This window comes from Dorea sp. YH-dor226 (assembly GCF_039832105.1).
In the GTDB taxonomy this organism is placed as follows: Bacteria; Bacillota; Clostridia; order Lachnospirales; family Lachnospiraceae; genus Dorea_A.
The window spans coordinates 1-9,302 of sequence record NZ_JBDOHS010000031.1 but is presented as its reverse complement, the minus strand read 5'-3'; the positions used below and the strand labels follow the sequence as shown (position 1 = coordinate 9,302).

Sequence of the window (9,302 nt, the reverse complement as noted above, 5' to 3'; positions counted from 1 at the left end):
TAAACTTGGCATACAAGGATTCTCCCTTCGTTTAGATTATTGGTTTCTAGTCAATTCCAATATATCATATCGAAGTGAATCCTTGTTTTTTATTTGTTACCTATCTATTGTATCCCAACATTCACTTATTACAGTGCCATTTTATAGATCTGATACATATCTTCTTCATGCAGTACTTTCGCAGATCCCTTGCTGCCTCTGGTCGCAACTGCACACTTGTGAGCCATCAGCTTAATGTCTTCTTCTGACGGATCGATTCCAAGCCCTCTTATGGAAGTCGGCATATGAATCTCCCGGAAAAACTCTTCCATCGCCTCGATTCCCTTTAATGCAATCTCTTCATCACTGCCGTTTTCCGACACTCCCATGACACGAACTGCAAACTTACGAAAACGCGGCAGGCAATCCCGATAAACATATCTGGCCCAGCTTCCCCATACCGCAGCAAGTCCTGCACCATGTGCAACATCATAGAGACCGCCGATCTCATGCTCCAGTGTATGAGAAGCAAAATCACCACCGTCATTGCCGCATCCGGTAAGTCCGTTATGCGACAGGCTTCCTGCCCACATCACTTCTGCACGCGCATCATAGTCGGAAGGATCTTCTACCAGAATATGTGCATTGGCAATTACGGTCCGCATCAGTCCTTCCGCAATACTGTCCGTGATCTCCATATTGCCTCCGGAGGTAAAATATCTCTCCATCGTATGCATCAGAATATCCGTGCATCCGCAGGCTGTCTGATAATCCGGCAGCGTCATGGTCAGCTCCGGATTCATGATCGCAAATCTCGGACGGCAGTAATCACTGCTGTATCCCCGTTTGATCCATCCTTCTTCCTTCGTGATCACGGATGAGTCACTCATCTCACTTCCGGTTGCCGCCAGCGTCAGTATCACACCGATCGGAAGACATCCCTGTGCTTTTCTCTTTTTCTCATAAAAATCCCAGACATCTCCCTCATTGGCAAGTCCGTACCCGATCGCTTTTGCCGAATCGATTGCGCTTCCTCCGCCTACTGCCAGTATAAAATCCACACCTTCTTTTCTGGCAAGTTCGATTCCTTTATATACCAGTGAAAGTCTTGGATTCGGAACTGCGCCGCCAAGCTCAATATAAGCGATCTTTTCCTGATCCAATGATGCTTTGACTCTGTCCAGAAGACCTGTACGTTTTACACTTCCGCTTCCATAATGAATCAGTACTTTCTTACAGTTCTGTGCCTTTACCAGTGCGCCTGTCTGCGCTTCCGCACCTCTTCCAAATACCACTTTTGTCGGTGCATAGTAATTAAAATTAAACATGCCTTTCTCCTTCTTTTCTGCCTCTGATTACACACAGAATCTGTTATTTCTGTGCAAGTTCATACATTGCTGCCGCTGTGATCTGAATAGAACGAACCAGATTATCCATCACTGCATATTCATTCGGTGCATGGATTACTTCTTCTTCTCCCGGGAAGATCGGTCCGAATGCAACCATATTCTCGAAGGATTTTGCATAAGTTCCTCCACCGATCGCAATTGGTTTTGCCTCCATATCTCCGGTCTGTTCACAATAAACCTTGGTCAGCTTCTGAACCAGTTCAGAATCCTTCGGTACATACAGGAGCTTATGAAGATCTGTCTTTATGCTCATTCCATATTTTTCGATCTGTCCGGTCACAGTTGAAACAATATATTCTTCCGTCGTATTCTTCGGATAACGAATATCCAGAGCTACATAGAATTCTTCTCCATCGTATCTGATGACTCCGACGTTTACAGTTGTGTTTCCGGTTTCTTCATCCTCAAACCGAATTCCCATAGCATCTCCGTCTGTCTCCCATCCGATCTTTTCCATGATGAAGTCGATACACTTCTGAAGATCCCCGCCAAAATGGTTCTCTTTCAGCGCATCAAACAGACGAATTGCAGCATTCTTTCCAAGTTCCGGTGTACTTCCATGTGCACTGACACCTTCTGCCGTTACGATTGTCTTTCCATCTTCTTTTTTCACTGTAATGTAATCTTTTTCTGCTACAGCAAGTTCCCCTTCCGCAATAAGTGTACATTTCTGTATTACAGCGTTTGGTACTTCTCCTCCTTCAATAGAGAGGACCTTGATCTCCGGTTTTTCTTCCATTTTCTTCGTAACAAACCAGAATGACTGTCCCTTTTCACAGAAGATTGCCGGGAACTGAGCATCCGGAGTGAATCCGATCGTCGGCAGTTCGCCACCAACCTTTATGTAATGCTCCACACAGGAAGATCCACTCTCTTCATCGCATCCGAACATGACACGAATCCTTCTGTCTATCGGTAATCCCAGATCACGGATCGCTTTCATCGCATAGATCGCACCGATCGTAGGTCCCTTATCATCCTGAACTCCACGACCGTACATCTTTCCATCATGTACTTCACATCCAAGCGGGTCATAATTCCACCCTTCCCCGAGTGGTACTACATCCATATGTCCCAGTACGCCGACCATCTCTTCTCCTTCGCCATACTCGATCCAGCCGACACGATTGTCTACATTTCCGGTCTTAAATCCCATCTTCTCTCCGAGTGCAAGCGCATGATCAAGTGCTCTTTTCACTTCTTTTCCATAAGGTGCATCCGGCTCCGGTTCCCCCTTTACACTGCAGATGGCAACACTTTCTTTTATGCTTTCAAACATCTCGTCTTTCATCTCAAGAATCTTTTCGTTAAGTTTTTCGTAATTCATTATTATGCCTTCCTCTCATTATCTTTGTACTTCAGTCTAATATCAGTTTAGAACTTATTTTGCTTTAGGGCAATAGCTGACGTAAAAATTCTTTGACTATTTTTTATCTATGATTTCAGGAAGCAATTTTGACTCCAAAAATGACCATACAGAGAGCATGGCAGTCACACTCTGTATGGTCATATCCGGCAATTATCTGGTTTTCTTTTTTTACTTGTTTTTTATTTGATAAAGCTTACATGCTTGCATATCTCTTCGATCGCTTTATCTTTTCTCTCATTAAATATCACTTTATTTTCTTCAAACAGGTTACGTCCTTCTGTGTCAATCGATACAATCAGCGGACCAAATTCTTTGACTCTGCAGTGCCATAATGTCTCAGGCATCCCAAGATCGCGCCACTGCGCATCTACGATCTCTTCTACTTCCGTTGCAGCCACGACTGCATTTCCTGCCGGAAATACACAGTGGATTGCTTTGTAGTTCTTGCAGGCATATTCGGTATTTGGCCCCATACCGCCTTTCCCGATGATGACCTTAACACCCGTTTTTTCCACAAATTCTTTTTCAAATTTTTCCATACGCATACTTGTTGTAGGTCCCACCGATACCATTTCGAACTTATCATCTTCCAGTGGGCGGATGATCGGCCCTGCATGAAAGATTGCCGCATCACGCACATCCACAGGAAGCTCTCTTCCGGCTTCTACCAGCCTTCTGTGTGCAACATCTCTGCAGGTTGTCATGCTTCCATTCAGATAAACGATATCTCCGATATGAATATCCGCCAGATCTTCTGCTGCGATCGGTGTTGTAAGGATTTTCTTTCCGTCTTTGATTTCCAACATTATAATTCCACCCCCGAATGTGTTGTGATTGTATAATTGAGATCCTTGTCAAATACAATATGTCCCCTTCTGTGTGACCAGCATCCGACATTGACAGCAACACCGATTGCAGAAGGATGTCTCGCTGTATTTTCAATATGTACTCCCATAACAGAGTATTTTCCGCCCATTCCCTGCGGCCCGAGACCAATCGCATTGATTCCGTCTTCCAGAAGTTTTTCCATGGATGCCGCACGCTCATTTTCATTGTGACTTCCCAGTGGTCTCATCAGCGCTTTTTTAGAGAGCAATGCCGCTGTCTCAACGGAGGTTGCCACTCCTACACCGACCAGAAGCGGTGGGCAGGCATTGATTCCGTAGGATGTCATAACGTCCATAACAAATCTGGTCACCCCCTCATAACCGGCACCCGGCATCAGAACCATGGCTTTTCCGGGTAAGGTACATCCTCCACCTGCCATATATGCATAGATCTCACACTGATCGCTGTCCGGTACGATATCCCAGAATACGGTAGGCGTTCCCTTTCCTACATTTTTACCTGTATTATATTCATCAAATGTTTCTACACTGTTATGACGCAGCGGAGCTTCAAATGTCGCTTTTACAACCGCTTCTTTTAACAGTGCTTCCAGTTCTCCGATCAGAGGAAAGCTCGTCCCACATTTTACCCAGAACTGTAATACTCCTGTGTCCTGACAGCTTGGTCTGTTCAACTCCTTAGCAAGCGCCTGATTCTTTTTCATTGTTTCATAGATGACTTTTGAAAGCGGACTGTCCTCTTTCCCGGCAAGTTCATCCAGTTTTGCAATAATATCATCCGGCAGTACTTTTCCAATATATGATACAAAATTAGCCATATAATCGGTCAGCTTCTCTACCTGTTGTTTTTTATCCATTTTTTTGCCTCCTTATTGAAAGTAATATTATGTAACCTGATCTTCTTTATCCCGGGAAAAACGGGAATGCAATTGGAAGAATGATCATACTTACGATTGTCGCAATAATAATCAGCGGAAATCCTGCTTTCACATAATCCACGAAGCGGTATTCTCCGGCTCCAACCACCATGGTATTAGCGGGCATTCCAATCGGAGTCGCATACGCACAGGATCCTCCGATCACACATGCCATCAGTACTGCTCTTGGATCTGCACCCATCCCCTGGGCGATCGACAGACAGATAGGAACCATCAGTGCAGTGGTGGCTGTATTCGACATAAAATTCGTCATAATACAGCACAGAAGGAATACGACCAGAGTCAGGACATACGGAGATGGATTCTCTCCCAGTGTACCAATCACTTTTCCTGCAATCATCTCGCCTGCACCCGTACTCTGCAGTGCAGATGCCAGTGAAAGTGTTCCACCAAACAGAAAAATCGTCTTGAGATCAATCGACTTCAATGCTTCTTTTTCTGATATCACACCGGTCAGAATCAATAATAATGCTCCGATTGCTCCCGATATACAGAGCTTCACTCCAATCTGATCTTCAAAGATCATGGCAAGTAATGTAAAGATAAGAATGATCAGAGACAGCCACTGTTTCCAGGCAGGAACATTGCTAAAATCCTTTTCTGTATCAAACGCCTCATTATTCTTTGTCTCATGATCCGGCAAAAGCCTGTATCCGATCGTAGCATAAAAGAGAATTCCCACGATCAGAATCGGCATGCCCACAATTGCATATTCGAAAAATCCAAATCCCAGATCCAGTTCTTCCAGTGCACTCTGTGCGATCAGGTTGCCGGGAGCACCGATCAGTGACAGGTTTCCTCCCATTGCAGCGGCAAATACGAGCGGCATCAGAAGACGGGATCTCTTATACCCGGATTTTGCTGCAATCCCGATCACCACCGGAATCAATACAGCTGCCGTTCCGGTATTGGACAGCACTCCACTCATTAATCCGACAATCACCATGATTGCCACGATCAGCATACGTTCTGTCTTGGCAAATCTTGTTACAAGACCACCGATCTTATTAGCCATCCCTGTTTCAAACAGAGCGCCGCCAACGATGAACATCGCCACAAACAGGATGACATTGCTGTCAATAAATCCCGCAAATGCAGTCTGAATATCCAGTACTCCTGTTACTACCAGTCCGATACAGACGATCATGGATGTCACTCCAAGTGGTATCTTCTCCAATACGAACATGACGATTGCAAACAGAAGAAAAAGTAAAGTAATTGTTGATGGACTCATTTGCTTTCCTCCATTCCTTTTATATAATCTCTAAGAGTAATCATCGGCCGATTCATTACTTCCTGTTACGGTTTTATTATATAAATTCAGTCTCCCTTTGTACATTCACCAATAATTATATCCCCATAAAAAAAGCTTAAGATACTTTGTTTTTTTGTGCATTTTCAACACAAAATATGATATAATTCAAAAAAAATACATCGTCTGTTTTTGTCGATTCTGATCAAAACAGACAGTTCAAAAAAACATACGAAAAAAGGAAAAACATCATGAAAATCATTCAGTTGGAATATTTTTGTGCAGTCTGCCGCTACCACAGCATCACACAGGCTGCCCAGAAGCTATATGTGACACAGCCCGCCATATCCAATGCCATACGGGAACTGGAAAAAGAATTCTCCGTCAATCTGTTTACGCGAACCAGGAACCATATGTCCCTTACCCCCGAAGGAGAAGTTTTTTATCAAAAAGCCAGTCAGCTTCTGGACACGATCAATCAGACCTCTTCCGAGCTATACGATCTCGGTCGCCAGATTGCTCCTGTACGCATCGGCATTCCACCTCTTTTGAGCACCGTATTCTTTCCGGATATGTTAATTTCTTTTCAGAAAACACATCCTGAGATTCCGGTACAATTATATGAGTACGGATCCATCCGGGCTGCCCGGCTCGTTTCTGAGGATACTCTGGATCTCGCACTTGTAAACATGAATTTTTATGAAATAGAACAACTGAATTATCATCAGATACTCTCCGATCAGATTGTATTCTGCGTCTCACCGGAGCATCCTCTTGCAAAAGAAAAAAGGTATCCATAGAAATGCTGATAGAAGAACCACTGATCATGTTCAATACTGATTCTGTATTAAACACGACCCTTTATTCCAGATTTGACGGAATCGGAGCAAAACCCAATGTAGTCATGCATGCAAGTCAGTTGTACACGATCCAAAACTTTATCACCTGTAATCGTGCAGGCGCATTCCTCTATGCATCTTTGATGAAAAATCTCCCCGGACTCATCGGTATCCCTGTAACACCTGTCATCCGCCAGGAGATCGGACTTGTCTGGAAAAAAGGAAAATATGTCAATGACAGTGTAGAAAAATATATTACATTCATCAAAAAAGAATGGAAAACTTTCTTATAAAAGTCAAAAGCCGCTCTATAGCTGACTTTCCAGTTATAGAGCGGCAATTCTCATCTTACAGCATGTCTTGTCTCTATACAGGTGTGCTCTGTATAGTCTTTCATGGCTTACTTTTTTTCTATTTGCCTTTACTTGCTATGTAATTTCTGACAACACTTTTTACTTGATATTTTGCAAGTCCTAATGTTCTCCGATACATAACCAATGTAATAAAAAGAAGAAGGAGTACATTTACCAAGGCAACTTTTCCTCTTTCCGGATACTGAAAAATCAAAACACTTGAAGAATATAGCACAAATGCCGCAAAGAAGAATACAAATAATGCTCTGCTCATACAATGTAACGAATCTATACGATCTGATTTTATATTTCTTCCATTCATTTCATTGATTACCTGGCAATAGTGAAAAGCCATTCTAACTTCTTCATTGGACGGAGTCGGATTATGATGCTTGAATCCTAATTCTTTCAAAACCTGTTTTATCGTATTAGAAAATAATTCAAATTCTGTTTTATTTTCAATAATATTTGCGTCTGGATTCAAAAATATTTCATGTGGTTCTCCATTTTTTAACAACCATTTTCTTTCTGCAACTGATCCGATTTCATGCAAAGCCAGTCCAATGATATAGCTTACTCCAATAAGGAAACAATCAAGAATCCGTTTATCACAAAATAAGGATTTAAAATAAGAAAGAAGGTCAGGACATAGATATAATATACATAATGTAGAAATAATGCCAGGTGCAATAATTCCAATCAAATCATATATTCCAAGTTTTTCCATCGCTTTTTCCATATCATTTTCCTCCTTTTCTCCTTCATGTGTAAAGATTAAACAGGATTTTCCCTATGAAGTAATCGCACTTAATCCTATATCCAAAAGAATTCTCCCTCTTCAAAAATATGCATTATATGTTCACCAGCATTAGATTTTTACAAAAATACTCAAACAACAATAATTTCATAAAATCTCAATTTCACTTTCAAAATACTGTTCCTGAAACCTAACAGCATCCTCTATCTCCATTTTCGTAAAACTAATTCCTTCCGGTGCTGCTACAAGCTTGTCTTCCACATCATTATGCCGATGCACAATAGCAATTACTTTTGCTTTATATTCTTTCACCGGAACATTGACTCCCATTAAATATACATCCAGTTCTTCATCGTCTCCACCAAACACATTAGGGATAAAACCATAATTCAATGGATAAATCATATCCTCATATTTCGGATGAACACTTCCAATAGGTCTGTCTATTATCACATCAACCATTTTCTCACGATAAGAGTAAACCAGTGTTTTTTTTAATGTATACACGATAAAGTCATGTTTACCTCTCAAATATTTTTCTCTTCCATTGTCAACAGGTGCTTGTTTTGCAAGCAATACTTTCAAATCTTCATATACTTTCGCAACGGCAGGTGTACTGTTAAGATAATCTCTGAAATTGATATAGTTTCTCCAATCCATGCTTCCTGTTTTAACAATATGAATAAAATGTGTTTGAAGATCACCGGTACCATCATAATAGCTTCCCGATGCAAATAATAATTGCTCACCTAAATCCACTTGGGGTCTATAATAAAACCCCTGCTTTTTCAGTTCTTCTTCCAAAAGCAAAACATCTTCAAAATCATCAACTGCAATCGCAATATCAATAATCGGCTTCGCCTTGATAGAAGGAATTGATGTACTGCCAACATGCTGGATATCCTTAATTACAGCACCTAGTATCTCTTTTAAACGAAAAATCGTATTCTGTGCTTCTATTTCCCATGCCTGCTCATGTTCGCAGAGTTGAACTGTATCACGTTTTAAACCCAGCATTCGCTATTCCTTCTTTCTTTTCTTTTTTCATTTCACCCATTTTCGCCCAATAATAGCCTTACGCCAAAAGATGTTCCTTCACTTCTATGCTCTCAGGTAACCGCCCAATCACGATCCAGAAAATTTGGTACCTCATCCATACCTACTGGCTGGTAATCTATTCCCAAAAGATTATCTGATCCTAAGAACCCCAAATTAGGATATCCTGAATTTTCTCGCCCCAATTCTGCTAGTTTGTCATTTGATTCTATAGCCGATTGAATTGTCTTAGAAATAAAATAGTTCTCCGTATATGCAAATATTATGTAGTTCAAAAACTAAAGAATTTTTTGCTCTGATAAGCTATTTATCTGGTGTCTCAGTTTTCTATATAATTTATCCCTTTTATGATAAAAAGCCGAAATAACGCTCTCTTCCTTTGATATTGTCAATATTGGTTGACACATTTATCTCAAAGATATCACTGACTATGCAGCCAGGTCCAAAGATTGATAGTATCTCTGGCGCTTGATGATCGGAGGAAGCCCACCATTAGCAGAGC

9 protein-coding genes are annotated in these 9,302 nt (G+C 41.5%); 2 read left to right on the top strand and 7 right to left on the bottom strand.

Annotated features, from left to right (window positions below):
* Positions 1-128: 128 nt before the first annotated feature.
* The 5 genes from ABE547_RS14475 to ABE547_RS14455 form a co-directional block, all read right to left on the bottom strand.
* The gene (locus ABE547_RS14475; protein ID WP_347379389.1) at positions 129-1,307 is read right to left on the bottom strand and encodes an iron-containing alcohol dehydrogenase; all 1,179 of its coding nucleotides are present in this window, start codon (positions 1,305-1,307) and stop codon (positions 129-131) included.
* A gap of 43 nt (positions 1,308-1,350) precedes the next feature.
* On the bottom strand, positions 1,351-2,715 hold the full coding sequence (pepV, locus tag ABE547_RS14470) for a dipeptidase PepV (RefSeq protein WP_347379388.1): 1,365 nt from the start codon (positions 2,713-2,715) through the stop codon (positions 1,351-1,353).
* Positions 2,716-2,936: 221 nt separating this feature from the next.
* Positions 2,937-3,563 (bottom strand): L(+)-tartrate dehydratase subunit beta, encoded by a 627-nt coding sequence (gene ttdB, locus ABE547_RS14465; RefSeq protein ID WP_347379387.1) that lies wholly within the window; start codon positions 3,561-3,563, stop codon positions 2,937-2,939.
* Positions 3,563-4,462: a L(+)-tartrate dehydratase subunit alpha gene (gene ttdA, locus ABE547_RS14460; RefSeq protein WP_347379386.1), complete on the bottom strand. Its 900-nt coding sequence runs from the start codon at positions 4,460-4,462 to the stop codon at positions 3,563-3,565. Before ttdA ends, ttdB begins: the two co-directional genes overlap by 1 nt.
* Before the next feature lie 46 nt (positions 4,463-4,508).
* Positions 4,509-5,777, bottom strand: a complete 1,269-nt coding sequence (locus ABE547_RS14455; protein WP_347379385.1) for an SLC13 family permease — start codon at positions 5,775-5,777, stop codon at positions 4,509-4,511.
* Positions 5,778-6,046: 269 nt separating this feature from the next.
* On the opposite strand from ABE547_RS14455, the gene ABE547_RS14450 reads away from it, so the two are divergent.
* Together ABE547_RS14450 and ABE547_RS14445 are read left to right on the top strand one after the other, a co-directional pair.
* Entirely contained in the window at positions 6,047-6,595 is a 549-nt protein-coding gene (locus ABE547_RS14450; RefSeq protein WP_347379384.1) for a LysR family transcriptional regulator, read from the top strand.
* Positions 6,596-6,597: 2 nt separating this feature from the next.
* Complete coding sequence (locus ABE547_RS14445) at positions 6,598-6,927, top strand: LysR family transcriptional regulator substrate-binding protein (RefSeq protein ID WP_347379383.1); 330 nt, start codon at positions 6,598-6,600, stop codon at positions 6,925-6,927.
* Positions 6,928-7,045: 118 nt separating this feature from the next.
* Here ABE547_RS14445 and ABE547_RS14440 read toward each other — a convergent pair whose 3' ends face one another.
* Together ABE547_RS14440 and ABE547_RS14435 are read right to left on the bottom strand one after the other, a co-directional pair.
* Positions 7,046-7,726, bottom strand: coding sequence for a hypothetical protein (locus ABE547_RS14440; protein ID WP_347379382.1), 681 nt, complete (start codon positions 7,724-7,726; stop codon positions 7,046-7,048).
* A gap of 165 nt (positions 7,727-7,891) precedes the next feature.
* Positions 7,892-8,761 (bottom strand): GrpB family protein, encoded by an 870-nt coding sequence (locus ABE547_RS14435; RefSeq protein WP_347379381.1) that lies wholly within the window; start codon positions 8,759-8,761, stop codon positions 7,892-7,894.
* Positions 8,762-9,302: the final 541 nt, after the last annotated feature.

What these genes read in the sequence shown, in the direction of transcription:
- pepV (WP_347379388.1), bottom strand. Translation starts at nt 2,715, where the DNA reads ATGAATTACGAAAAACTTAACGAAAAGATTCTTGAGATGAAAGACGAG.
- ttdB (WP_347379387.1), bottom strand. Translation starts at nt 3,563, where the DNA reads ATGTTGGAAATCAAAGACGGAAAGAAAATCCTTACAACACCGATCGCA.
- ABE547_RS14455 (WP_347379385.1), bottom strand. Translation starts at nt 5,777, where the DNA reads ATGAGTCCATCAACAATTACTTTACTTTTTCTTCTGTTTGCAATCGTC.
- ABE547_RS14445 (WP_347379383.1), top strand. Translation starts at nt 6,598, where the DNA reads ATGCTGATAGAAGAACCACTGATCATGTTCAATACTGATTCTGTATTA.
- ABE547_RS14440 (WP_347379382.1), bottom strand. Translation starts at nt 7,726, where the DNA reads ATGGAAAAAGCGATGGAAAAACTTGGAATATATGATTTGATTGGAATT.
- ABE547_RS14475 (WP_347379389.1), bottom strand. Translation starts at nt 1,307, where the DNA reads ATGTTTAATTTTAATTACTATGCACCGACAAAAGTGGTATTTGGAAGA.
- ABE547_RS14450 (WP_347379384.1), top strand. Translation starts at nt 6,047, where the DNA reads ATGAAAATCATTCAGTTGGAATATTTTTGTGCAGTCTGCCGCTACCAC.
- ABE547_RS14435 (WP_347379381.1), bottom strand. Translation starts at nt 8,761, where the DNA reads ATGCTGGGTTTAAAACGTGATACAGTTCAACTCTGCGAACATGAGCAG.
- ttdA (WP_347379386.1), bottom strand. Translation starts at nt 4,462, where the DNA reads ATGGATAAAAAACAACAGGTAGAGAAGCTGACCGATTATATGGCTAAT.